Source organism: Cellvibrio sp. KY-YJ-3, assembly GCF_008806955.1.
Taxonomy (GTDB): Bacteria; Pseudomonadota; Gammaproteobacteria; order Pseudomonadales; family Cellvibrionaceae; genus Cellvibrio.
The window spans coordinates 1,868,863-1,894,503 of the sequence record NZ_CP031727.1; the positions used below are offsets into that span (position 1 = coordinate 1,868,863).

Annotated in this window: 21 protein-coding genes; 14 read left to right on the top strand and 7 right to left on the bottom strand. The window is 48.8% G+C overall.

All coding sequences use genetic code 11. The features are described 5' to 3' along the window. Positions 1-2 precede the first annotated feature (2 nt). A complete protein-coding gene (locus D0B88_RS07885) occupies positions 3-2,927 on the top strand; it encodes a TonB-dependent receptor (RefSeq protein WP_151056347.1) in 2,925 nt (974 codons plus the stop codon). Positions 2,928-3,098: 171 nt separating this feature from the next. After that, positions 3,099-4,820: a DUF5597 domain-containing protein gene (locus D0B88_RS07890; RefSeq protein WP_151056349.1), complete on the top strand. Its 1,722-nt coding sequence runs from the start codon at positions 3,099-3,101 to the stop codon at positions 4,818-4,820. Between the two features lie 98 nt (positions 4,821-4,918). Here D0B88_RS07890 and D0B88_RS07895 read toward each other — a convergent pair whose 3' ends face one another. Then, positions 4,919-5,161: a Rho-binding antiterminator gene (locus D0B88_RS07895; RefSeq protein ID WP_151056351.1), complete on the bottom strand. Its 243-nt coding sequence runs from the start codon at positions 5,159-5,161 to the stop codon at positions 4,919-4,921. 30 nt (positions 5,162-5,191) lie between these two features. Further along, positions 5,192-6,508 (bottom strand): lytic murein transglycosylase, encoded by a 1,317-nt coding sequence (locus D0B88_RS07900; protein ID WP_225318590.1) that lies wholly within the window; start codon positions 6,506-6,508, stop codon positions 5,192-5,194. A 172-nt stretch (positions 6,509-6,680) separates the two neighbouring features. Between D0B88_RS07900 and D0B88_RS07905 the strand changes: the two genes are divergently transcribed. Beyond that, positions 6,681-8,267, top strand: a complete 1,587-nt coding sequence (locus D0B88_RS07905; protein ID WP_151056355.1) for an alkaline phosphatase — start codon at positions 6,681-6,683, stop codon at positions 8,265-8,267. Continuing rightward, a complete protein-coding gene (locus D0B88_RS07910; protein WP_151056357.1) occupies positions 8,267-8,968 on the top strand; it encodes a hypothetical protein in 702 nt (233 codons plus the stop codon). Before D0B88_RS07905 ends, D0B88_RS07910 begins: the two co-directional genes overlap by 1 nt. An 80-nt stretch (positions 8,969-9,048) precedes the next feature. Here D0B88_RS07910 and D0B88_RS07915 read toward each other — a convergent pair whose 3' ends face one another. After that, positions 9,049-9,855: a type 1 glutamine amidotransferase domain-containing protein gene (locus D0B88_RS07915; RefSeq protein WP_151056359.1), complete on the bottom strand. Its 807-nt coding sequence runs from the start codon at positions 9,853-9,855 to the stop codon at positions 9,049-9,051. 377 nt (positions 9,856-10,232) lie between these two features. Then, positions 10,233-10,688 (bottom strand): hypothetical protein, encoded by a 456-nt coding sequence (locus D0B88_RS07920; protein WP_151056361.1) that lies wholly within the window; start codon positions 10,686-10,688, stop codon positions 10,233-10,235. A gap of 477 nt (positions 10,689-11,165) precedes the next feature. Here D0B88_RS07920 and D0B88_RS07925 point away from each other — a divergent pair, with 477 nt between their 5' ends. Continuing rightward, positions 11,166-12,158, top strand: a complete 993-nt coding sequence (locus D0B88_RS07925) for an LLM class flavin-dependent oxidoreductase (RefSeq protein WP_151056363.1) — start codon at positions 11,166-11,168, stop codon at positions 12,156-12,158. Between the two features lie 66 nt (positions 12,159-12,224). Here the strand turns inward: D0B88_RS07925 and D0B88_RS07930 are convergent, their stop codons facing one another. Beyond that, positions 12,225-13,904: a diguanylate cyclase gene (locus D0B88_RS07930; RefSeq protein WP_151056365.1), complete on the bottom strand. Its 1,680-nt coding sequence runs from the start codon at positions 13,902-13,904 to the stop codon at positions 12,225-12,227. Between the two features lie 107 nt (positions 13,905-14,011). Here D0B88_RS07930 and D0B88_RS07935 point away from each other — a divergent pair, with 107 nt between their 5' ends. Then, on the top strand, positions 14,012-14,836 hold the full coding sequence (locus tag D0B88_RS07935) for a TlpA disulfide reductase family protein (RefSeq protein WP_151056367.1): 825 nt from the start codon (positions 14,012-14,014) through the stop codon (positions 14,834-14,836). Positions 14,837-14,919: 83 nt separating this feature from the next. On the opposite strand, the gene D0B88_RS07940 is transcribed toward D0B88_RS07935, so the two are convergent. Together D0B88_RS07940 and D0B88_RS07945 are read right to left on the bottom strand one after the other, a co-directional pair. Beyond that, the gene (locus D0B88_RS07940) at positions 14,920-16,017 is read right to left on the bottom strand and encodes an NADH:flavin oxidoreductase/NADH oxidase (RefSeq protein ID WP_151056369.1); all 1,098 of its coding nucleotides are present in this window, start codon (positions 16,015-16,017) and stop codon (positions 14,920-14,922) included. 135 nt (positions 16,018-16,152) lie between these two features. Further along, positions 16,153-17,049: a LysR family transcriptional regulator gene (locus D0B88_RS07945; protein WP_151056371.1), complete on the bottom strand. Its 897-nt coding sequence runs from the start codon at positions 17,047-17,049 to the stop codon at positions 16,153-16,155. Positions 17,050-17,374: 325 nt separating this feature from the next. Between D0B88_RS07945 and D0B88_RS07950 the strand changes: the two genes are divergently transcribed. From D0B88_RS07950 to D0B88_RS07985, 8 genes are all read left to right on the top strand, one after another. After that, positions 17,375-18,004, top strand: a complete 630-nt coding sequence (locus D0B88_RS07950) for a methyltransferase (RefSeq protein ID WP_151056373.1) — start codon at positions 17,375-17,377, stop codon at positions 18,002-18,004. A 94-nt stretch (positions 18,005-18,098) separates the two neighbouring features. Then, positions 18,099-19,253: an AraC family transcriptional regulator gene (locus D0B88_RS07955; RefSeq protein WP_151056375.1), complete on the top strand. Its 1,155-nt coding sequence runs from the start codon at positions 18,099-18,101 to the stop codon at positions 19,251-19,253. 145 nt (positions 19,254-19,398) lie between these two features. Then, entirely contained in the window at positions 19,399-19,851 is a 453-nt protein-coding gene (locus D0B88_RS07960; protein WP_007645818.1) for a hypothetical protein, read from the top strand. A gap of 126 nt (positions 19,852-19,977) precedes the next feature. Then, positions 19,978-21,648 (top strand): family 43 glycosylhydrolase, encoded by a 1,671-nt coding sequence (locus D0B88_RS07965; protein WP_151056377.1) that lies wholly within the window; start codon positions 19,978-19,980, stop codon positions 21,646-21,648. Positions 21,649-21,849: 201 nt separating this feature from the next. Next, positions 21,850-22,878 carry an alpha/beta hydrolase gene (locus tag D0B88_RS07970; RefSeq protein ID WP_151056379.1) on the top strand — a complete coding sequence of 343 codons (1,029 nt, stop codon included), beginning with the start codon at positions 21,850-21,852 and terminating at the stop codon, positions 22,876-22,878. Between the two features lie 7 nt (positions 22,879-22,885). Beyond that, on the top strand, positions 22,886-24,088 hold the full coding sequence (locus tag D0B88_RS07975) for an MFS transporter (RefSeq protein ID WP_225318591.1): 1,203 nt from the start codon (positions 22,886-22,888) through the stop codon (positions 24,086-24,088). 50 nt (positions 24,089-24,138) lie between these two features. After that, positions 24,139-25,038, top strand: a complete 900-nt coding sequence (locus tag D0B88_RS07980) for an AraC family transcriptional regulator (protein WP_151056381.1) — start codon at positions 24,139-24,141, stop codon at positions 25,036-25,038. 16 nt (positions 25,039-25,054) lie between these two features. Beyond that, a complete protein-coding gene (locus tag D0B88_RS07985) occupies positions 25,055-25,495 on the top strand; it encodes a cyclophilin-like fold protein (protein WP_151056383.1) in 441 nt (146 codons plus the stop codon). Positions 25,496-25,641 lie beyond the last annotated feature (146 nt).

A 25,641-nucleotide genomic window follows, 5' to 3' on the forward strand; every position in this document is an offset into this window, starting at 1 on the left:
TCATGACAACTAACAATAAGCACAACCTCGGAAAAACATTCCTAAAAAAACAATTGCCGGCTTATATCAAACTTGCATCCAGCGTATCTCTGGTTGTGGGCGCGATGGGTGTGGCACCTTATTCGTTTGCGCAAGATAGCGCAGATGCTTTGGAAGAGGTTGTAGTAACCGGTCAGCGCGCAAGTATTCAGTCTGCGCAAGACGTAAAAAGAAATGCGAACGTGGTTGTGGATTCAATTGTCGCTGAAGACATTGGTAAATTGCCAGATCGCAGCGTAACTGAAGCACTGCAACGTGTTCCTGGTGTAACTGTTGGTCGTTATACCAACAACGATGCTGAGCACCCTGCTGCAGAAGGTAGTGGTGTTGCTGTACGTGGTTTGACACAAGTTCGCGCTGAATTAAACGGACGTGATGTTTTCTCTGCGGCAAGTGGCCGTGGTTTGAGCTTTGAATCGGTTCCTGCTGAACTAATGTATGCAGTTGATACTTATAAAAGCCCATCGGCCGATATGATTGAAGGTGGTTTGGGTGGTACCGTGAATTTGCGCACGCGTATGCCATTTGACTCTGATGGCCAATTAGTTAGCGTTTCTGCGAAAGCTAACTATGGTGATCAAATTAAAGAAACTAACGGTGAATATTCCGGTTTATACAGCAATCGCTGGGAAACCGATGCGGGTGAATTTGGTATCCTCGTGAATGCTTCTACCTCTGATTTATCTACGCGTTCAGACCAAGTGTATTCCCGAGCTTATATGCCAAGAACTATTAATGGCGATGATGTTTGGGTTTCAAAAGGTGTGGATTGGCGCCGTAACGACCATGAAAGCACTCGTGAAGGCGGTTACCTTGCATTGCAATGGGCGCCGAATGAAAGCACAGAACTTTATTTCACTGCATTCCAAACCAAACACGACAATGTGTATGACGAAAACGCATTTTTCCTCGAAGGTGGAAATGGCGATCAAGCATTGGTTCCTACAGCAGCTGACGATTGGACGTACAATGAAAATGCTGCGATGGAGTCTGGTACTGTTACCGTAACAAACCCAGCGCAATGGGGGCTCGATTTTGGTACCAGTACTCGCTGGGCACAGAATGTTTCAAAAACAACTGATTACTCTACCGGCATTAAGTGGTCACCTGATGATCAGTGGAAATTCTCTGCCGATTTACAATACGTAAAAGCAGAAGCTCAGGTCGATGATTACACATTGGGTTTGAAAGTTATTCCTGCTGAAGCCTACATGGATGGTATTGGAACTGAAACTCCATCAATTATTATAGATCCAACCTACATGTCCAATTTTGCCAATTACAATCTTGGCCAAGCGATGACTCACTTCGAACGTAACGAAGCAGAGGCTAAAACAGGACGTATTGATGCGGAGTATGATTTTGATGGCGCGGTTATTAAATCAGTAAAAGCTGGTGTGAGATATTCTGAGAAAAGCGCAGACAATATTAATACTGGCTACGATTGGAATACCCGTTATGCAACTTGGTTTGGTTTTGACAAAAACACCATACCAAAAGTAACACCTGACCAAGCTGCAGATTATCTGACTTTGTATTCATTCGATGATTTCCAGCGTGGTGATGTTACTGTTCCTGCTGCGGGTTATTTGTATTCGTCGGAAGCAGCTAGAAATTTCCGTGCAACAACCGATGCAGTTAATGCTGACTGCGAAACGAATGGCGCTTGGTGGTGTGAAGGCAGCGTATATTCCGATTGGACACGTTTAGAAAATCCGATTTATAGAAACCTGCAGGACGAAAAAACCGTCGCCATGTACATCATGACTAATTATGGTTTTGATGATTTGGCTATGCCGATTGACGGTAACGTTGGTGTACGTGTTGTACAAACTGATAACACCGCATCAGGTTTTTTGGTTGTTAATGAGGCGCAGAATCTGGCGGGTGAAGTTGTAGTGCCTGCATCAAGTGAGCCACTAGATGCTAAAACTAACAATACTCACGTATTGCCAAGCTTTAACCTGCGTTTGCAAGCAACTGAAGATGTTTATGTACGCTTCGCTGCATCCAAAGCAATTTGGAACCCTTCCTTTTCCGATATGCAGGCTTTCGTAACTGTCAGTGCAGACATTGATGACGAAACTGGGGTAATTAAATCTTTCAATTTGAACCAGGATACCAATCCCTATCTTCAGCCAATGGAAGCATCCCAGTTTGACTTGTCTGTGGAATGGTATTTCGATTCAAACGGCGGTATGGCTTATGCAGCTTTCTTCAATAAACAAGTAGACGGTTTCTTCAAAAAACAAACTGACGGATATGCTATCGGAGACTACACCGGTCAAGCGACTTGGTTGGATAATGTAGGTAGTGGCGATATCAACGGCTTGGAAATCGGCGTCAATAAATTCTTTGACTCATTACCTGCGCCATTTGATGGATTGGGGATTCAAGCGAACTATACTTTCATTGACAGCAAAGCGGATATTCCGTTAAACACTCAGCCAACAACTGGGGATACCCAAGCGGGTGCGGCACCGTTGGATACTGACCGCTCTTCCTATGGACAATTGCCTATTGACCAGCTTTCAAAAAATGCATTCAACCTTATCGGTATGTATGAAAAAGATGGTTTCTCTGCACGCTTGGCTTATTCGTGGAGAAGCAAATACTTAATCAGTTGGGGCGGAAATGGTTTTGATCCAGACTTTAATGATGGATTAGGTGGTAAGGCTCGTATTCCTGTATACAACGACGACTACGGTCAGTTGGATGCGTCTGTTAGCTATACCTTCCTCGACAATTACACTGTTACAGCAGAAGCAAGTAATCTGTTGAAAGAGAAAACTGTCGGTATCATTGATCAAAACAGTTCTGGCGATCATGTTGCGTACTCTTATGCACAAGATGCTCGTTTTGCAGTTGGTATCCGCGCTAGATTTTAATTAGCGCGTGTTAAAAACCTTGCCCCAAACGGGGCAAGGTTTTTTTGTTTTTGTCTATTTTATTTCCTATTTTTTTCCGCAAGTTTTATATTGTTTTATGGCGTTAAAAACGCATCCTGCTATTAGTAAAGCTAACACACCTAATACATCTGCAATGCCGCAAGAGGTTTTATGCAAATTGTCCCTTTCTTTAGTTCATATTTGTTTCGTTCACATCTATTGCGTTACTTGAGTGCAAGTATTTTATGCTTGGTGGCGCTGCCGCTTTGTGCCGCGCCCTTGCCCGAGCTGGTGAGTAAAAATGGCCGTCATGCATTATTGGTGGATGGTGCCCCATATTTAATGTTGGGTGCGCAAGCCAATAACTCCAGCAATTACCCGGATGCATTAAAAGACGTATGGCCTTCGGTAGAAAAAATGCACGCGAATACCTTGAGTATTCCGGTGGCCTGGGAGCAGATTGAACCAACAGAAGGTGCGTTTGATTTTTCGTATGTGGATGTATTAATTAAACAAGCGCGTGAGCGCGATGTAAAAGTGGTGCTGCTGTGGTTTGCCACCTGGAAAAATAATGCACCGCACTACGCGCCAGCTTGGGTGAAGTTGGATAACCAGCGCTTCCCCCGTGTAGTGAAACAAGATGGTGATACCTTAAATTCCCTCTCTCCACTTGGCCAAAATACCTTGGCAGCCGATAAAAAAGCCTTTGTGGAGTTGATGAAGCACCTGAAAAAAATCGATAAAGATCACACGGTGATTATGGTGCAAGTGCAGAACGAAGTTGGCACCTATCAATCAGTGCGCGATTTTTCTGCGCTGGCGCAACAACACTTCACTGCGCAAGTGCCGGCAGACTTAATTCAACAATTGAAACTAAAAAGCGGTACTTGGGCGCAGGTGTTTGGTAAAGATGCCGATGAATTTTTTCACGCCTATTACATCGCCAAATACTGCAATGAAATTGCCCAAGCGGGTAAGGCGATAAAAAATCTGCCTATGTATGTGAACGTGGCATTGCGCAACCCGTTTAACCCCGGCTTGCCCGGACAATATTCCAGTGGTGGTGCAACCGATAACGTGCTGCATATTTGGAAAGCCGCCGCGCCCGCGATTGATTTAATTGGCCCGGATATTTATTTTCGCGATCACAAAACCGTGAGTAAAGTATTGGAACTATACGCCCGCCCAGACAATGCATTGTTTGTGGCAGAAATTGGCAACGATCAACCCTACGCGCGCTTTTTTTATTCTACGCTCGGGTTGGGCGGCATTGGCTTCTCACCTTTTGGTATGGATGATACGGGCTACACTAACTACCCCTTGGGCGCCAAAGAATATAACGCTGAAACCATCGAACATTTTGCGCAACACTATCGCGCGATTGAACCTATGATGCGCGACTGGGCAAAACTCTTATTTGAAAATAATAGCTGGGGTTTTGCTGAGCCATTGGATACCACAGGTGATACACAAAAAATCTGGAATGCCGAAGCAACTCCGGCAGAAAAAGAACAGCATGCAAAAGATAAAGCCGCTGCGCTCACACAATTAGTAGATGGAGGCTTGTGGGATATAGAAGTCACCTACGGCCGCCCCATGTTCTGGATCGCACCACCCGAAGGTAATACTCCCGCTGCTGGCGGTGCTTTGGTAGTGCAATTAAGCGATAACGAATATTTGGTAACCGCACATAAAGCGCGCGTGGAATTTAAACCTTCCACAGAGCTTGCCAGTAAAAAAACTATGATCGATCGCGTAGAAGAGGGGCGTTACGAAAACGGCAAATGGATACTGTCGCGTGTATGGAATGGTGACCAAACTGACTGGGGTTTAAATTTTAGTGACCGCCCGGTAGTGTTAAAAGTGAAAATGGCGGCTTATACAACTAATTAAAATCTATAAATAAACCGTGCAAATAAAAACCCCAGCGTTGCAAAACGGATGGGGTTTTTATTTGTATTTTTTTATTTAAATGATCTTTAGTGGATCGCTTAAAAAACAACGCTATTCACATGCGGGTTTTCTACGCACACATCCAGCTGCATTAATTCGCTTAGCACTATCAGGTGTTCCTGGCCGTCGGCGGTAATTTTTATACACTCATCGCGATTGTCATTGCGCTGCGTGTCTTGCGCTATACCCTGAATAACTGCGCCCGATTTCATGGCTAAGCGCACCGGGTAGTGATACATGCAAACAATCTCTATGGAATCGTGTTGGTTGCAGCTGATCATTTTGATATACCCTACAACAGATATTTGTGTTTATTTCACCATTATTCCCAGCAATTTCAGTACTTCGCGGTTTGGAAAACCGTCGGCGATCATGCCTTGTTGCTGCTGGAATTCGCTCAGCGCGCGGCGAGTGCCGGGGCCAAAAATACCGTCGGGTGTGCCTGCATCAATGCCTTTGGTGTTGAGTTGTGTTTGCAGTGCGATTACCTGGTCGCGATGTAAACGCGGTGCATTTTCCGGTGGCGATTGCAGCAGCTTTCCGCCACCCGCAATTTGATCGGCCAATTGGCCAACGGCAATGGCGTAAAACTCCGAGCGGTTCCAGCGCATAATCACGTTAAAATTGTCATACACCAAAAATGCCGGGCCTTGGTGGCCAGCGGGAACGAGTAGTGCGGCTTGCATCTCATCCGCAGGTAGCGGTGAATTGTCAGCGCGAGTTACGCCCAGCTGGCGCCATTCACTGAGTGATTTGGTATTTTTTAAACCTGCTTCCAGAAACGGAAAATCTTTTGGCAATTTAACTTCGCGCCCCCAGCGTGCCTTGGGTTGCCAACCGAGATTACGCAAAAAGTTTGCACCGGATGCCATAGCATCCGCTTTGCTTTTCCACAAATCGCGCTTGTTATCACCATCGTAATCCACGGCGTGTTTTAAAAATGCCGAGGGCATAAATTGCACGTGGCCCATAGCACCCGCCCACGAACCGACCATCTGCGCGGGCGCAATTGCACCTTCATCCAATATGCGCAGCGCATTCATTAATTCGATGGTAAAAAATTCACTACGGCGCGTATCACATGCCAGGGTCGCGAGTGAATCCACCACATTGATGTTGCCAAAAAAACTGCCGTAATTAGTTTCTAGCCCCCAAAATGCCAACAAGTAGGGCGCGGGCACACCGTATTCTTGCTCAACACGTTCAAGCAATGCGCGGTGCTCAACCCACAAGCTGCGCCCTTGCGCTACCCGTTGCTCAGTAACACGGCGATTAAAATAATCAGCAAAAGTGGTCGTAAATTCCGGTTGCTGTTTATCCAATTCCAATACGCGTTGGTTTAAGTTTGCTTTGGCCAAACTGTTGTTGATGGTATTGGCAGAAATGCCCTGGGTTTTGGCAAGGCTGGAAAAGTGATTAATACAGGCAGAAAAATCCGCGGCGCCCATTGTCGCGGCTACGGGTTTGGGGGCTGCTGGTTGTAGCGCTTGTCTGCCGGTGGTGGGGGTGTTGTTAATTGCCGCTGCGGGCGTTACAGCGGATTGCTCAGCGGGAGCGGGCGCCTGCGCACAGGAAAGTAAACTGCTACAGCACGCGATGGTTAAAAAGTGACGCAAGGTATTCATCATAATCCGGGGCTTCCCTTGGGGATTCGGGGGTGTAATGCCGTCATTGTAAGCGCTTTGGTCGGTAAACGTCATTGACTCATCTACCTTGTGGCAATAGCATCCGCGATAAGTTTCCCAATCGTTGCGGCACAGGCGCTGCTCCTGCGCATCCTCCCTCACTCAGGTGCAATTCATGAATAGCCTTACCCGTATTTCCCTTGCAGCATTAACCCTTGCTCTGGCTGTGAAAACCCCCGTGTTGTGCGCCCAACCGGCTGGCAATAAAACGGCGGCGGAATTTAATACCCCTGCGTATTGGTATGAGTCCGGTCAGGCTGCATTGCACGCGGCAAAACAAAATACTTATGTCGGCACAAAAGCCAAAAATGTCATTTTATTTGTAGGCGATGGCATGGGCATTTCCACCGTAACCGCCGCGCGAATTCTTGAGGGGCAAATGCAACAACGCGATGGCGAAAGTAATCGCCTCGCGTTTGAAAAATTTCCCTATTTTGCATTGAGTGTTACCGCAAGCGCGAATCAACAAACATCGGATTCCGCACCCACCGCCACCGCGTTAATGACGGGAATAAAAGCGAATGATGGCGCTATAGCGGTAAACCAAACTTTGGTGCGCACCGAAAGCAATGCCGCCCTGGTTGCGGCCGCGAGTGTAAAAAGTATTTTGCAGCAAGCGGAAGAGCAGGGCTTGGCGACGGGCATTGTCACCACCGCGCGCGTGACTCACGCAACGCCCGCCACCAATTATGCCCATGTGCCCGACCGCGAATGGGAGGCAGATGTAAATTTATCAAAAGGCGCAACCGTAAAAGATATTGCGCAACAATTGTTGGAGTTTTCTCATGGCGATGGAATAGAAGTGGTGATGGGCGGAGGGCGCAAACAATTTTATGCACACACCGAAGCCGACCCGGAATACGCCGGTCGCACTGGTATTCGTCGCGATGGGCGCAATTTACATAAAGAGTGGTTGGCAAAACATCCGCGCTCGGCCTATGTGTGGAATAAAAAATTATTGGATGAAATCGACCCGAAAAAAACCAAACATTTACTCGCCTTATTTGAACCTTCGCATATGCGCTACGAAGTAGATCGCGCGCAAGATATTGCCGGTGAACCCTCGCTCGCGGAGATGACCACCAAAACACTGCAGATATTGCAAAAAAATAAAAAAGGATTTTATTTAATGGTGGAAGCAGGGCGCATAGATCACGCGCACCACGCCGGTAATGCCTACCGCGCGCTAACCGATGCGATTGCATTGTCGGATGCGGTGACCGCCGCGCAGGCCGCAATAGATCCACGCGACACGTTAATTATCGTTACCGCCGATCACAGCCACACTTTCACCATCGCGGGTTACCCTGAGCGCGGTAATCCTATTTTAGGTAAAACGCGCGCAGGCGGTGAATTGTTAACCGACACCATGGGTTTGCCGTACACCACTCTCGGTTACGCCAATGGCCCCGGTTTTACCGGCGGAAAAACACGTCGCGAATTTAACGGCAAAAGTGAAAGCGCAATTGCTGCCACCTATAAAGGCACGGCTAAACGCCCTGACTTAACTGACGTGGACACCACCAGCCCGGCCTATATGCAAGAAGCTACCGTGCCGCTCGCCTCGGAAACTCATGGCGGTGAAGATGTCGGCATTTACGCACTGGGACCAAACGCACATTTATTTCGCGGTGTACAAGAGCAACACATTATTTATCACATCATGGCCGACGCACTCGGCCTGAATAAACAGGCTAAATAATGAAAAATTATTGTGCTGTAATTTTATGTTGCCTGTTTGGGATTGGCTGCACCTTTCATGGCGATGAACTGAGCGAGCCGGTGCCGATAATAAATACCCAAAACCTGCCGCCACTCGCGGCAGAATTTGTAACCACTATTTCTGGTGATGATTCCACCGTAAATTCTGCTCGCCTGGTGCGCACTGCAAGCGCCGTGGAATGGATTTATCTCACCAGTAATATCAGCGAGTTATGGACTAAAACCAGTAATGATTTATGGTTTTACAGCAAAGTTTTTCACGCGGATCGCCAAGTCATTGAATACTCACCGGTGGATATTAATTTGCTCGGCATTCAGCAGCAGTGGCAACAGCTCGCCATCAACCCGGATATTTTGCACGCCGCAACCAGCACCAAACCCGCTGCAGATTTTCGCGGTTGGCAAAGTGTGATTTATACCGGCGAAGTGGAAGGAATAACCTACGAAGTGTTATGGCTACCGCAACTCTCCATCGCGGCGCGGGTAATAGCTAAACAGGGCAAACAAAAAACCGTAACCGAAATCCGCGCGCTTTATGTCAACCAACAAGCGCCATTTACCTTTTCGGATATCACTCACTATCGCACTATTGAATACACCGACTTAGGTGATATGGAACGCGACCCGTTTGTAATGAAAATCCAGCATGAGCTGCTGGATCATCATGGGCATTTGCATTGAGGTGTGCTGAGGTGGCGAAAGCTAACTAGCCGTCATACCCGCGCACGCGGGTATCTAATCTATGTAATGCTACCCAGCGTTTAGTTTGATTTGTTAGGTTTTTCGTTTTTCTCAAGCAAGATAAGCATTTCTTTTGCCACTAATGCAGCAGATGGCAGGAACATCGTCGAGACAATACGATCATCAATAATTACATCATGCTTGTCGGGAATATTGTCTTTGTTTACGGTGATCGCGCCTTTTTCTTTAAGTCTCTCTTCAACTAGAAAAGGCAGTAGCCTCCCTTGTTTTGCCCAGTCCTTTTCTTTTTCTGTTGAGTTGGGGAAACCTGCAATGCGTTTACCCTTTACAAGAGGCTGACCACTGGAAAGCATTGCGTTCGCAAAGGCGCCAGCCCCATGGCCAACGCTTCCAATGACTCCGCCACTCTCGTAGATCTTCGCTATGATGCCGAGCAAATCTTTATTAGACGCCACATCAAAAACATTCCCGTAACCCCCGCCGATGAACACTGCTGAATACTCACTCGGATTCACCTGCTTAGGCGTTAAAGAGTTGTTGGCTTTACTCAAGAAGCCCTCATATTTGATGGTATAGCTGCTAATCCCCAACGGGTCCCTCATGAACGGCACGGTGCCACCCAGCGGAGAAGCAAAGTCCACGTCGTAACCATGCGAAACAAATACATGGTATGGCGGTGCGTACTCCCACAGATCGTTTCTGGCCTCGTGCTTCTCCGGGTCTCCCATATCTGTCAAGTTGGAAGCAATAATGAGAACTTTTTTTGCATTGCCTGCATGCGCTGGCATGTTGGATGCAACAGTTTGAGAAAAAGCTAACGAGGAGAATAAAAGAGTGATAGCTGTAATAAATAATTTTAGCGACATATATTTCCCATTTTGGCTGGTTTAAATTCCTATTTAAAACATAACTTATCAAGTTGCGACTAGCCTTAGACACACCCAAGGTTCACTTTGGATTCACCGAAATAACTTTTTTAAATGGCGGTTGATCCGCTATTGTAGGTTGCTGGTGAGGAACGAACCGCAACATGACATTGTTTCTGGCTGGGACTTAAAGCTTTCACGTGAATGATCTATAAAAAACGCTAACGTTTAAATCAATAATGCGATCTGTAAAGCAATCTTTCGAAGTTCGCAAATCGGCCAATTGCGAACCTTGGTGACAGATTTCCCAGCAAGAGAGAAGAATGATTTTGATGCCGAATCTACCGATTTTTTTACCACGGTCGCTTGTTAGGGCATTAGTTTCGTGGCACACACTCAATTTCTGAGTCCAAGTTTCCAGCCCAAGAGCGAATTTGTATTTTGTTTGCATAGGGATAGTTTTCATTATTTATAGGAAAATTTTCCTTTCTTAATAATGATGAGCCGCACCATTGACTTTCTCGCCAGTAACTAACAACGGCAAACTCACCACCAATAATTTGAGTTATAAACTCAAAGGCTGTTCCATATTCGGATTCACCAAAAAATTCATTGAAGTGAGCATGATAAGCGTCAAATGAAACCGTAACTTCCTCTCCCGATGTGTCAATACATAGAGGATGTTCTGCTTTTGGCGATGGAGCTTTAATTTCAATACAAAAAGCACATTCTTCATTTTCTACAATTTTATGTTCTAGCTTTACTAATGCAGGAAAACTCTCAAAGAATTGGGTTTTTACCTCATTTGAAAACTCGGTCAGATTTCCATTCATATGTTGCCCTAACAGTTTATTAAATTGCACCGACTATATAACCCGCAGAACGTTATTCCAACTAATTTGTTGTAGTGCTGTATAACTCCAAAAGCAGATGAACCTTCAATCGATTTAGCTCGTTCTAAATCAAAGGAGTAACTGTCACTCCGAATTAACTATGGAGTTATACGGCACAAACAATCTCAATTAGTTGCCGCGCTCATTTGGCTGACTGTCCGCTTTGGGCACACTGCTGCCCTTGTATCCGTTGCGGTTCGTAAACTCAATTTACGCGACCCACCACAACCTACAGATGCTCACCTTTCCCAAAATCAACCCAATGATTGAAGCACATATAACCTGAATAACAAATCCCGCTCGCAACGGTAATTACCGCCTATTACACAGGTAAAGAATTAATAAGCTGCTGTAGATAAAGCCATTCACCGATGGTTTAGCCGTAAAATAGCGGCATATTCGTTAGATGAGGTGGTTATGTCTGTTGAATTCTCTCTGCTTGAACTCGCCTCGGTGCGAGTCAATGAAACTCCTTGCGATACGTTTAATCACGCGGTGGCTTATGCCAAGGCGGCGGATGCGTTGGGGTTTAAACGGTTTTGGTTGGCGGAGCATCACAATATGCAGGGCATCGCCAGTTCGGCAACGGCGGTGTTGATTGGGCATATCGCGGGCAATACGCAGCGGCTGCGCGTGGGTTCCGGGGGAATTATGTTGCCCAACCATTCGCCGCTAATTGTGGCGGAACAATTTGGCACGCTTGCATCGCTGTATGGCGACCGTATCGATTTAGGTTTGGGGCGTGCACCGGGAACTGATCCTGTCACCAGTCGTGCATTAAAACGCGATGATTCGGCAGCAGAAAATTTTGCGCAAGAAGTGCAGGTGATTCAACAATTATTGCAACCGAGCCAGCCACAACAGCGTTTGCGTGCAGTACCCGGTGAAGGTACGCAGGTGCCTATCTGGATTTTGGGTTCGAGCCTTTACAGTGCCGGACTCGCGGCGCAATTAGGTTTACCTTATTCATTTGCGGGGCACTTTGCGCCAGCGTATATGCGCGCTGCACTCAAACGTTATCGCGCGGAATTTCGCCCCTCGGAACACTTGCAAAAACCCTATTTTATTTTGGGTTTGCCAGTGGTGTGGAGTGAGACAGAAGCGCAGGCGATGTTTAATGCAACTACCAGCTTTCAGCGTATTACTGCGTTGTTTCGCGGTGAACCTTTGTGGTTGTGCCCGCCGGTGCAGCCAGAGGAATTAAATTGGTCCGCGGGTGAAAAGCATAATGTGGAAGAATTTTTAGCGCTCGCCCAAGTTGGCGATGAATTACAAATTCTGGATGGTTTGCAACAATTACGCGATGAACTCGCGATTGATGAATTTATGTTTACGATTGATGTATACGACCGCGACTTGCGTATTCAAACATTGGAAACGCTGGCGCGTATTAAAGAGCACTTGCGTTAAACCTTTTCAATGTGGGGTGAAACATCAATTCCACATTGGCCCGCAATCCGTTGCACTCCGTGCGGGCTACTTGAGTTGTTCGTAAGCGACGACGCGATTACGGCCGGATGCTTTTGCGTTGTAGAGTGCTTCGTCGGCGCGTTGGATTACATCGGTTGCATTGATTTCCTCGGGGTGCCAATAGCTGCTGCCGATACTCATGGTCATCTTCCCGATTTCAGGGAAGCTGGCTGACTCAATTGCACTGCGAATTTTTTCAGCAACGGTCATGACTTCGGCAGCGCTGGGCGCATTGGGCAGGATCACCACAAATTCTTCGCCACCATAACGTGCAACAAAATCAGTTGCGCGCGTCTGGCTGGTAATTAACCTAGCGATTTGTTGCAACACGGCATCACCCACCGGGTGACCATAGTTGTCGTTTACTTTTTTAAAGTGATCCGCATCGAGCAATAAAATAGAAAAGCCGCGCCCGGTGCGTTTGCCCATTTGCACATAATCCACCAATTTCTCGTCAAAGCGACGCCGGTTATTTATTCCTGTTAGGGGATCGGTAGTGGCTAAATGTTCCAATTGTTTATTGGCGACGGCTAATGCATCGGTGCGCTGTAATACTTGTTGTTCCAGGGTTTGATTGAGTAATTCCAGTTCGCGCTCGCGTGTGAGCAGGGATTCTGTCATGGACTGCATAGCGTTACTCAACTGCGCAACTTCACTCAGGCTGGTGTCGGTAGGATACCTAGGTGCGCTCGTATTATGTTTAATGCAGTGTGCGGCAGCGGCGAGTTGTTCAATCGGTTTACTGACGCTTTGTGCGAGCCGCCAAGCCAAGAGTGAAAATAAAATAACTGCAATCAATGCCAATACCAGAAAGCGGGCGTACATGGCATAAACGGGCGCGAGTGCATTTTCCAGCGGTTGGCGCACCACAATTCGCCAGCCAAAATTGGTTGTTGAATCTGCATCCACTAAAACCTGACTGGTTAAATAACGGTGTCCGTCATCCCACATGGCGATGGAATAATTTTTAGTAAGCGGCAATTTTGTGGGAAGTTCGCTTACGCCTGCCAACGTTTGTGGATAGAGCACATTGCCGCTGTTACTCACAATCAATATCTGTGTTTCACTATCGTTATTGCGGCGATTAATAATGGACTGCACGGTGGAGGTAACCCAATTCCAATGCGCGTGTGCGGCAACAACGCCAATTACCTTGCCATCACCGGTGCGAATGGGGGCTGCAAAGTCGATAAAGCGCAAAGGTTCATCGGTGTGAGTGTTGGGTAAAAGTTTGGCGAGTAACAGCGCTTCATGTACATCGCCACTGTAGACGTCTTTTAATCCGGCGATAAACCAGGGGCGCTGCGCTACAGATTGCCCTACGAGCATATTGTTGCTGGCTTGAACTACTGTACCAGTGGCGTCGGCCACACCCAGCCACGCAAATTCGCTGCGCAGTGTGCGGCGCCGTTCAAGTGAGGCGAGAATGTCCGGGCTGGTTAAATCGCCGCGTACAAAATGGGGCGCTTGGCTAAGCAATATAATTTCTATTTCACGTTCATGCAGGTTGGCGCCCAGCAGTTCGGCAGCGGCCACGGCTTGGGCGTGCACAGCTTCACCGGCATTAATTTTCATTTGGTTGGCCGTTATCCAGCCCGCATAAATACCTACGCTGAGAAGCGTAAACAGTGACAGCCCGCCAAACCACAAGGCCAGCCGCACTCTAAAGCTACTGTGTTTGAACAATTAGCATGCCTTGTCTGATTAAGTTGACGTCATAATATACATTTTTAGCGCGGGTCTGGCAGTATCCTGCGTGGGAAATAAATCGCAACACATCACAGGAATAAATAATGGAAGCGGTTCAGTTATTCGGGGCAAGTGTGCCGGTGGTGCCGCTGTTGTTACTGGCGGCGGGGTTGCTTATTGCACTGCTCGGTAAATTACTGCGCGCGCCGTTTGATGTGAGCGATGTTTTTTTAAAATTGGTGCTGGCAAGTTTTGTCATGGGGCGTGTGGTTTTTGTGCTGCTGCACCTTGATGCCTATCGCGATAATGGTTGGGCGGTGTTGGATATTCGTGATCGCGGTGTAGATATTTACGCGGCGCTGATTACGGCGGTTGTGTATCTCGCGTGGTTGGTTTATCGGCGCCCTGCGCAGCGGCGGTTGTTGTTGCAAATAATATTGCCGGTAGCACTATTATCCGGTGGCAGTTATGTGTTGTTAAAAAGTTATTTGCGCCCGCCGTCTCTCTGGCCGGATTTAACCTTTGTAACATTGGCAAATGAAACCCGTTCATCACAAACCGTCAGTTTGCAAACCGATGCGCAGCGCGAGTTTACGCTAGTGAATTTGTGGGCGACCTGGTGCCCGCCGTGTCACCGTGAAATGCCGGTATTAGCAGCAGCGCAACATGAGTTTCCGCAGGGGCAATTTATTTTGCTGAATCAAGGTGAATCGGCTGAGGTGGTGAGTGAATATTTGTTGGAAAATAATTTGCAGTTTGAACAGGTGTGGTTGGATGCACAAAGTCAGTTCAGTCAATTTTCCGGTAATCGCGGTTTGCCACTCACACTGATATACGACAAGCAGGGCAAATTAATTGATGGCCATGTGGGGCAGCTGTCGCGTGCAACGTTGATGGAAAAGTTATCGGGTTTTAAACCCAAAAAATAACCTGTTGCTTAACGCTGTTAATCTCCCCTCAGCCTCAGGTTGTAAATGAAGGCTGGGGGATTTATCCGTATCGCCACAAAAAATTATTCGGTGCGATAACGCTCCAGCCAATGAGCATAGGGTGCAGGTAAAACCCACGCGGATTTTTCTACGCCCAATTCTTTCGCCGCAAAATACGGCCAGTGTGGGTTGGCCAAATGCGGGCGACCAATCATCACGAGATCCAATTGTTTATTGGCGATGGCCTGCTCAGCCAATTGCGGTGTGCTGAAACCCCAGGCGGAGGCCACGGGCATATCGGCTTGGTTGCGCACTTGCTCGGCGATGGGCGCAAGAAACGCCGGTGCCCAAGGGATGTTGGCATTGGGTGTGGAGAAGCCGACGCTCACACTCAACATATCCAAACCATTTTTGCGCAATTGTTGGGTGAGTTCGATGGATTCAGCGAGAGTTTGTTCATCGCGACCATCGTATTCGATGACACCAAAACGTGCGGTGAGCGGTAAATTTTGTGGCCAGACGTTGCGTACAGCAGCGAGCGTTTCCAATAAAAAACGGCTGCGGTTTTCCAGGCTGCCGCCGTATTCATCGGTGCGTTGATTGGCGTGGGTGGAGAAAAAACTTTGCGCCAAATAACCGTGGGCAAAATGCAATTCCAACCATTCAAAACCGGCGGCGCGTGCACGTTGTGCGGCAGCGGCAAAATCGGCAGTCACGCGCTGGATATCGGCAACAGACATTTCCTGCGGCACTTTGTCTAAATCGCCACCAAAGGCAATTGCCGAGGGTGAAATGGTTTGCCAGCCGCGTGCGTCGCCTTCGGCAATATGATCATCACCTTCCCAGGGGCGATTGGCACTGGCTTTGCGGCCAGCGTGAGCAATCTGGATTCCCGGCACTGCACCGGCTTTTTTAATAGCCGCAGCAATTTGTGCAAGGCCCGCGATATGTTCATCGCTCCACAATCCGAGGCAGTTAGGAGAAATACGCCCTTCAGGCGATACACCGGTTGCCTCCACAATCACCAAACCTGCACCGCCGCGCGCAATACTGCTGTAGTGGGCGAGGTGCCAATCGTTGCTGAAGCCGTCGGTGGCCATGTATTGGCACATGGGCGGTACGGCGATGCGGTTGCGCAATTCAATATCTTTAAGTTTAAAACGGCTAAAAAGAGCGGACATGAGTTTCTCCAGGCTAAAACACTTTCCCCGAATCACGAGGCTTGGCGCCTAGAGTAATGGCTGGCGAGATATAAAAATAATCAGCTTTTATTATCTACGTCATAAGCTGAGCTTATGAGTGGGGCCGCTACCGATTTACACCGCAAACAGTTCAAACAATAAATCGCGAATCCAGCGGTGCGCCGGGTCTTTGTGGGTGCGTTCATGCCATGCGGCGACCAGTGTAAAACCTTCAACCAGCAGCGGAGTTTCTTGTGTTGCTAATCCATCGAGGTGTTCGACCAACCGTTTCGGAACCACGGAAATCAAGTCGCTGGCGCGGACGATATTGGTCATCACCAAAAAGGATTTTACCGAGAGCATTACTTGCCGCTCGCGCCCGATTTTTGCCAAGGCTTCGTCAGTCGCGCCACTAAAGCAGCCGCCGTTGTAGGAGAAAAGTGCGTGTTCGAGGCGGCAGAATTCATCGAGAGATAAGGTTTTTTTTGCGGCGGGATGTTCATTGCGCATTACGCACACATATTCTTCGTCGAACAAGCGGCGTGCATGCAAATCCGGTGGGCTATTTGCCGGGCTCAACAGAACCAGTTGCAGATCGCCGCGTTCCAACTGCGCCTGCAAACTTTCGTTTTCAATGGGGAGTAGTGCCACGCGAATATTGGGTGCGCGCTTTTTCAGCTCCAACACAAAGGGCACAGCAACCGCTTGCAAGGCATAGTCGGTCGCGGCTATCGATAAGGTCAGCCGTGCTGTGAGCGGATCAAATTCGGTGGCTGTGAGTAATACAGCAATTTCCGCTAGCACCTTTTTGACTGGTGCGGCTAATTCCAGCGCACGTTGCGTGGGCACTATGCCGCGCTGGGAGCGCACAAATAAGGGGTCATTAAAGCTCTCACGCAAGCGAGTCAGCATGCCGCTCATCGCCGGTTGGGTTAGCGACAGCCTCGCCGCCGCCCGCGTCACATTGCGCTCATCCAACAGTGCATCCAATGCTTTTAATAAATTCAAATCAACGGTTTTTATATCGCGCATGGGGTTGGTGCTCGTGGGCGTTCGTCGGGTGTGGTTGGCGGGGAAGTGGTTTTGTTATATCCCAGCCCCCGTTTTTGTGCAATTAATGCCAGCGAGAATACTTGGCGTTGTTAAAAAAACAGTAACAAATCCTTCATATACTCAATGCCTGAAGATTCGGCTTGGTTATTGCTGTAAAGATCGAGTTATTTATTGTTACCCGGAGAACCGCTGAAAATACACTTTTGTCATGCTCGCGAACGCGGGTACCCATAACAATCGGCAGTATGGGTTCCTGCTTGCACAGGAATGACAAATAATTTATTGCAAATAAGAAGGAAAAAACGTGCCTGAACTTATCGCTCCGCCCGCGAAACATACGCTTGGTGCTTACGGTGTTTGGTTGTTTACCGACAAGCACCCGACCCTGAAGAAGATTAAAAAGCAAGTGACGCCCAGTGTGCACGGTGATCGCCATTGGGATTCCAGTTATCTGTTGATGGATTATTTTACCGAGCATCGCCCGCGCAAAAATACCCGGGTGTTGGATGTGGGCTGCGGCTGGGGGCCAACGTCGATTTTCTTCGCGCGTAAAGGCTGCAAGGTGACGGGCATGGATGTGGATAACGATGTGTTTCCGTTTTTAGAGGCCCAGGCCGATTTGAACGAGGTGAAAATTCAAAAGTTAATCTGCTCCATGAAGCAGATGAAAAAAAAGGATTTGGAAAATTACGATGTGATCGTGGGCGGTGATATTTGTTTTTGGGATGAACTGGCCGATGAGTGGTTTGCCATGCTCAAACGTGCCACTGCCGCCGGGGTAAAAAAGCTGGTGCTGGCCGACCCTGGCCGTCAGCCATTTTTGGACTTGATTGATAAGTGCGATAAAAAATGGCCCACCGAACATTTGATTTGGCTGGCGCTGCAGCCGAAAAAATTTGAAGGCAGTTTGATGATTGTGACCTTGAACGACTGATGGGGTTACACTGGCGGGGTGGCAGTGCTGCTCCCGTCGCTGGTGAGAAAACTGCCCGCTATGTCAGCTTCTCGCCAGAGGTCATTGCAGCGCAATGCAAGAGTTTTATACCAAAGTATTTATCAGTGGCATGTGTTTGCTATTGCTCAGCCTGCTGCTTGGCTACGCTTGTGTCAGCCGCACCTACCTTTATTTGCCTTTAGTGCCCGCTGGTCAAAGCGAGTTGATCTGGCGGGCGGTGCCACGCACCGATGTGGAGGATGGCGGTGAGTCATCGGTCACTATCAACGATGAACAATTCAGCCTGAGTTTTGATTTCACCGTCGTCAAAAAAGCCCAATACCCCTACGCCGAAGTTGCCCTGGAATTTACCGATGCCGCCGGCGCGCCGACATGGGTTGATTTAACCGCTTATGATTCCCTCTCGTTCAACGTGAAATGTTCACCCGCCAATACCATGCTGATGAGTGTGTTGACCTTTGAGGAGGGGGTGACGGTTGCCGACGATCTGGTGACTTATCGTGCGCCCTCGGCGTTTTTCTCTTGCAATCAAGCTTGGTCGCGCATTGCGGTGGATCTCACGCACCTTGAAACACCGCAATGGTGGTTTGACTTGCACAAGCTCGACTTGGCGCAGCAGGCCTACCGGCTCAACCGGGTGCCGCGCATCGCCTTTGGTAGTACCTTCCAAACTCCTGCCGATACCCAGGTGAGCGTGCTGTTAAACAACATCACCCTCTGTGGCCGCGATTGGCGCTACCTGTATTTTCTGGCGGTTTTTTTGCTGTTGGCATGGGGTGGTTATGGTTTCTGGTTGCTCAAGCAATACACCCGGAGTTTGGTGGCGAGCCTGGCCGATAAACAGCAGCGCGACAGACCCTTAATCGCCTATCAACAATTGTCAGTAGAGCCGCTGAGGGATAAAGAAAAAACGGCTATTTTGCATTTTATGGCTACCCGCTATGCGGATGCCGAATTGGATTTGGATGCGATGGTGGAGGCAATCACAATTAGCCGCGCCAAGATCAACGATATTCTCAAAGCCGAATTGGGTTATACCTTTACCAGCTATTTGAACAAGCTGCGGTTAACCGAAGCGGCGCGCCTGCTTGCCGAAAAGCCCGAGGCCAATGTGGGCGAGATCGCCAATTCCGTGGGTTATAAAAATGTGTCTTACTTCAACAAGCTGTTCAAGGAAGAGTACGGCTGTACCCCCAAAACCTTTAAGAGCGTTTGTAAAAAAACGTAAGTGAGCAGCGGCAAAATTAACAATAAAATAAAAAATATTTCTACTTTTGCTATCCGATAGCAATGTTAGGTAAAGCGTCCCCACCCGCTGTAAGCGCTGATTACACTGGGTTTACCTACTGGGCAACCTGATAAGAATTGTAGTTATGCGTGAGCTGCCAGATTGCATTAAACCCCTTCTGCTTAACCATTCGGCCAATCTCTTTTTTGCCATTCGTGTCATTGATTACGAGGCGGGCAGCGTTAGCCTGAACCTGGAGTTGCGCACGGAATTTGCCAAGGCCAGTTACACCACCAGTGCGCTGGGTTGTGCATTGGATTGCATTGCCCGTATGGCCGGTCACGAGGTGCTGGGCTATTGCGCGGCCTCCGAATTTGAAGTCAGTTTTCACGATGGTTCGCTGGCGCAGCAATTTGTGGCGACGGCGACGGTGGAGTCTGTGGATAACCGATATGCCTCTTACAGCGGTCGTATCTATGCCGTGGATAAACAACACAATCGCTTGGTGGCCAATGCCAGCGGCACTCTCACTCGCATGAAAAATAACATCGCCTTGATTGCGGATCACCGCGTCTTGCATGGCGCTCACGTCAGTTAAGTTTCCGCGCAGCATTTCTGCTGCGCGATTGTTCATTCCGCCATTGTTTATTCCGTCATTTACAGCAATGCGCGGCTCACACCCATTCGCTACTTCTACCAATCCGCTACGCACGGGAGTTACACCATGTTTGATGCAACCCGCAGAGATATTTTCAAAGCCTGTTTGGCCGGTGCTGTGGCATCGCCTTTGGCATTGTTGACCAGTGCCCAAGCTGCCTCGCCGCAAACTACCTCATCACTCGCGCCCTGCGTTCCCTACAAACCGCAATGGGGCCGGGGGATTGAAGGCCAGCGCAAAGCGGATTTGGGCAACGGGACTTATCTCAACCCGATTATTGCGGGTGATCGCCCCGACCCTACCATCCTCAAAGATGGCAATGATTACTACATGACCTTTTCGTCGTTCAATACTTACCCCGGCATTGTGCTTTGGCATTCGACGGATTTGGTGAACTGGGCGCCGATTGGTGCGGCCTTAACGCGCAATATCGGCACCCTGTGGGCCTTGGATATCTGCAAGCATGGCGACCGCTATTACATTTATATTCCCGCGCTCACCGACGGCAAGCCCTGGTCGACCTATGTAATTTGGGCGGACGATATCAATGGCCCCTGGAGCGACCCTATCGACCTGAAGATTGAAGGGTGCATCGACCCCGGCCACATGGTGGGTGAAGACGGCAAACGTTATTTGTTTGTGAATGGTATCCGCAAAATCCGCCTGACCGATGACGGCTTGGCGACTGACGGCGAGTTGCAAGCGGCCTATAGCCCTTGGGTCTACCCTGATCACTGGATTGTGGAAAACTTCGCCCCCGAAGGCCCCAAGTTGTTCAAACGCGGCGACTGGTTCTATTTGGTCACGGCGGTGGGCGGCACCGCAGGCCCCGTCACTGGCCATATGGTGATTGCCGCGCGCTCGCGTTCCATTCACGGTCCTTGGGAGCACTGCCCTCACAACCCCTTGGTGCGCAGTTTATCGGAAGCCGAACCCTGGTGGTCGCGCGGCCACGCCACTGTGATTGAAGGGCCTTCTGTGGACGGCAAGAGTGGCGATTGGTGGATGGTGTACCACGGCTACGAAAACGGTTTTAGAACCCTCGGTCGCCAAGCCTTGCTTGAGCCTATCGAGTGGACGGACGACGGCTGGTTCCACGCCAAAGGCGGTGACTTGTCGCAGCCCATCGCCAAACCGCGCCTTGGCAAAACAAGCGCGAGTGGCGCCGCGCTCTCGGACGATTTCTCTCGCAACAAATTTGGCACCCAATGGGCATTTCACAACCCCGGCGCCAATGAATTAGCGCGGGTAGGCTACGGTAAAAAAGTGCTGGAATTAGCCGCGGCCGGTAATTCACCGGTGGATTCCTCACCACTCACTTGCGGTGTGGTAGATCGTGCTTATCAAGTGGAGGTGAGCCTTCAACTGGAAGGCGATGCCGAAGCGGGTTTGCTGCTGTTTTACAACCACAAAGCGTTTGTGGGCATGGGGTTTACTGCCGAGGCAATTAAAAGTTTCCAATATGCCGAGGAGCAAAGCTGGGCGCGCATCCCGCTAAAAACCCGCAGCTTGCGGATGCGCATCACCAACGATCATCAGGTCATCACCTACGAATATTCACAAGATGCCGGCGGCACCTGGGTGCGTCACCCCACGCGCATGGAAGTGTCCGGTTTGAACCACAATGTGTTCGGCGGATTTTTGAGTTTGAGGGTGGGCATTTACTGCGCGGGCAGCGGAAAAGTGCAGCTGCGTGACTTTCAATATCGCGCATTGAGTGAAACCAAAACGGCCTGATTTTTTACGATAGCAAGTATGAAGCAATAACTTGACGGTATTAGGCAAGGTTGCCGCGCTCGGTAGGGATAGATTAACCGTGCAATATCGTTAAGCGCTCAATCAAAAACCAGCGATACAGTTTGCTGATTGTGGGTTGATCCGCGCCAACGAAATCAAAGAGGCATAGGTCTCTTTGGGTTCCTGACTTTGGAGATACCGATGAAAAAGCTAATTCTGTCGCTGGCATTAATGGTCAGCTCATTTACTGCAATAGGAGCTGATATGTCCCATGGTGCAAACAATTTTTATAAAAGTGACAAGGTAACCGAGCAGAAGGTGACCTTCAAAAATCAATACCAGATGAACGTCGCCGGGAATCTTTATCTTCCCAAAAATACTAATCCAAACACCAAAAGCCCCGCGATTATTGTCGGCCACCCGATGGGCGCGGTTAAAGAACAAAGTTCTAATTTGTATGCGCAAAAGCTCGCGGAACAGGGCTTTGTTACCTTGTCTCTGGATTTGTCTTTTTGGGGTGAAAGTGAAGGCCTGCCGCGCAATGCTGTCGCGCCGGATATTTACGCCGAGGACTTTAGCGCGGCAGTGGATTTTTTGGGCACCCGCGCGTTTGTTGATCGCAATCGCATTGGAGTAATTGGTATTTGCGGCAGCGGCAGTTTTGTTATCAGTGCCGCTAAAATAGACCCGCGCATGAAAGCCATTGCCACCGTCAGCATGTACGACATGGGCTCAGCCAATCGCAATGCATTAAATCACTCGCAAACACTGGCGCAGCGTAAACAGATTATTGCAGCCGCTGCCGAGCAGCGTTACGTGGAATTTACCGGCGGCGTAATGCAGTACACCGGTGGCACCGTACTTGAATTAACGGCAGACACGCACCCGATTCAGCGCGAGTTTTATGATTTTTATCGCACACCGCGCGGTGAATTCACACCTGCAGGCGCGTCCGCGCAAACCACCACTCGCCCAACACTCACCAGTAATATCAAGTTCATGAACTTCTACCCGTTCAATGACATAGATACGATTTCACCGCGCCCGATGTTGTTCATCACCGGCGCTGAAGCGCACTCCCGTGAGTTCAGTGAAGCGGCCTATGGGTTGGCGGGTCAGCCCAAAGAGCTGGTCAAAATTCCCGGCGCTGGTCATGTGGACCTTTACGATCGTGTCGAGTTAATTCCATTTGAAAAATTAACCCGTTTCTTCCGCGAAAATTTGCAATAGGTCGGTGATGACTAACTCAACCAAACCTTCATGGAGCGCAGTGTGGGCTATGTCACTCTGCGCGATGGTATTGATCGCGGCAGAATTTTTACCGGTCAGTCTGCTAACACCCATGGCGGCTGATCTTGCGATTACCGAAGGGCAAGCGGGGCAGACTATCGCCATCTCGGGATTTTTTGCTTTGCTAACCAGCTTGTTATTAACCTCGGTGATCGGCAATACAGATCGGCGCCGCCTGCTGTTATTTTTTACCGCGTTACTCGCCATTTCGGCGGCGCTGGTTGCACTCTCATCCAATGTGTTTTTAATTCTGTGTGGGCGCGCCCTGCTGGGAATTTGTATTGGCGGATTCTGGTCGATGTCGGCGGCGGTTGTTATGCGCCTTGTTCCTGAAAATGCCATTCCCAAAGCCTTGGCTATTCTTAATGGGGGCAATGCGCTGGCAATGACCATTGCAGCACCTCTGGGCAGTTTTCTCGGCGGAATCATTGGTTGGCGCGGTGCCTTTTTTTGTATTCTACCCATCGCCCTGATTGCATTTATTTGGCAGTGGTACAGCGTGCCTTCGCTGCCATCACAACCTGCGCGTTTGCAACAAAAATCCGCAAACAATGTGTTTATGTTGTTAACCCGGTGGCCGGTTGTGTTGGGCATGTTGTCGGTGCTGTTATTTTTTATCGGGCAATTTGCGTTGTTTACTTATTTGCGCCCATTTTTGGAAATAGTGACGGGTGTTGATGTCGGGCAATTATCGCTGCTGTTATTAGTCATGGGGTTTTGTGGGCTTATAGGAACCTTGGTGGTAGGGCGGCTGTTAAAAAATCGGCTATACAGCATTTTAGTTGCCACGCCTTTTTTTATGATGCTCACCGCGCTTGCATTAATTTTATTGGGCGCATCCTTGGTGGCTACATTTATGCTGATTGCGCTCTGGGGATTTTTCGCCACCGCCGCTCCAGTCGCCTGGTGGACCTGGCTCAGTAAAACCTTACCTGATTCTGCGGAAGCAGGCGGTGGATTAATGGTGGCAGTGATTCAATTAGCGATCACCTTGGGTGCTGCAACGGGCGGTTGGGTATTTGATGCCTACGGTATTGCCAGCAGTTTTAGCCTGAGTGCAGTGATTCTTTTCAGCGCGAGTCTGATGGCTTTTATCACCTGGAAACAGGTCACGCAGAAAGACGCTCATGCACAACCGACGCATGCATGAAATCTACTTTTTATTTTTTGTAGTTGAATAAATACAAGAGACGGCCATCTATGAATACCGACAACGCTCCCGATCTGAAGGCAATTGCCCGGCTCGCACAATTGATTGCGACTTATGCACCGCACGACGGCTGCTTTGATTTACCGATTCCCGGTGTCAGAGTATTTCGTAGTTCAGCGGTGGATGCAGAACCCATTAATGTGATGAGTCAGGCGGGAATTTGTTTGGTTGCACAAGGAGCCAAGCGCATTATTTTGGGCGACAAAATCTACGAATATGATCCATCGCGCATGGTGGTTTATTCCATGGCATTACCGGTGGAGGCGCGCGTAGTGGAAGCGAGCAGGCGCGAACCTTATTTGTGTTTGGTGATGGACATGTCGCCACAAAAAATTGCCGGCTTGATGCAAAAAGTATTTCCGCGTGGCCTGCCCAAAACAAGTGATGCCAATGGCATTCACGTAGGCCACTCGGATCAACATATTGTTGCTGCCGCGACTCGCTTGATTGAATTACTGCGCACGCCCAAAGAACTGCAATTGCTATCTGAATTAGTATTGGATGAAATTTTTATTCGTTTACTTTGCAGCCCGCTGGGTGCATCAGTTGCGCAAATAGGCGCAGCGGAATCCAAAACCTGGAAAATTGTAAAAGCAATTTCATGGATCAGGGAAAACTATGCTGAGCTGCTGAACATTGAAGAGCTGGCACGCTTTGTCAACATGAGTGAATCCTCCTTCCATCGCCATTTTAAATCCATCACTTCCATGAGCCCGGTGCAATTCCAAAAAGCCCTGCGCTTACAAGAAGCCAAAAGTCTGATGTTGTCTGAAATGATGGATGCAACCACCGCCAGCTTGCGCGTAGGCTACGCCAGCCCATCACAATTCAGTCGCGAATATTCACGTTATTTTGGCAGGCCGCCCGCGCAAGATGTAAAAACCAGATAAGTTTTTTGGAGACAGTATGAAACTGTTTATAAGTTGGAAAACAACAAGCCTGCTGCTATTAACAGTGCTGTTATTCAGTGTGAACGCGCGGAGTGAAACCATGAAAATTAGTATCACCATTAATGATGGAACCGTAATTAATGCAACCCTGCTCGACAATGACACAGCGCGGGATTTTGTAGCGCTACTGCCACTGACTTTAACGCTCACTGATTACAACAATACTGAAAAAATCAGCGACCTCCCGAAAAAAATCAGCCGCAAAGGCGCCCCATCAACCATGACACCCAAAGTGGGCGATATTGCCTATTACGCCCCGTGGGGCAACCTCGCAATTTATTACCGCGACTTCGGTGACTCGCCGGGTTTGATCAAACTGGGTGCTATCGACGGCGATGGTATAGCGGCGCTAAAAGTCGCGGGTGACCTTCAAGTTATTATCGAACGACAACAATAAATCACCGCTGTTGCATTTTTCTGGCATCAATATTTGCATTTTGAACTCCTACTTTTTTCCTTTCCTATACTGACAGGGCTTAACTTTGCTCAGGGAAAATCCAAGTAGGAGGATGTACCGATGAAGTGCCCTGCCAAATTCCCCAA